The sequence below is a fragment of the Clostridium sp. CTA-1 genome (assembly GCF_054768215.1).
In genome coordinates this window covers 1-393 of the sequence record NZ_BAAAAP010000073.1, presented here as the reverse complement: position 1 = coordinate 393, position 393 = coordinate 1, and the positions used below count along the sequence as shown (strand labels likewise).

2 rRNA genes are annotated in these 393 nt (G+C 40.3%); both read left to right on the top strand.

Features of this window, described 5'->3' with window-relative positions:
• A 16S ribosomal RNA gene (locus tag ACYUEW_RS19105) occupies window positions 1-74 on the top strand; the annotation flags it as partial.
• 220 nt (window positions 75-294) lie between these two features.
• Window positions 295-393: ribosomal RNA gene (locus ACYUEW_RS19100) — 23S ribosomal RNA — on the top strand; the annotation flags it as partial.

Here is a 393-nt window from a genome sequence, read left to right as displayed (position 1 = left end):
AGGTGGGATTAGTGATTGGGGTGAAGTCGTAACAAGGTAGCCGTAGGAGAACCTGCGGCTGGATCACCTCCTTTCTAAGGAGAATAGAAAGAAGAAAATTCTTTCTAAAGGCTGAATTCTCTGTTTAATTTTGAGAGACCATTCTCTCRAAATTGAAACTTCTCAATAAAAATTGAGAAGCTGACCATCACAAAATCGTAGATTTTGGATGTCTAGCTATGTTCTTTGAAAATTGCACAGTGAATAAGTAAAGCTAAAGGTATATAAAAATCCTTTGTAAGAATACAATTTTAAGGTCAAGCTACAAAGGGCGCATGGTGAATGCCTTGGCACTAGGAGCCGAAGAAGGACGCGATAAGCTGCGATAAGCCTTGGGTAGCCGCAAATAGGCTG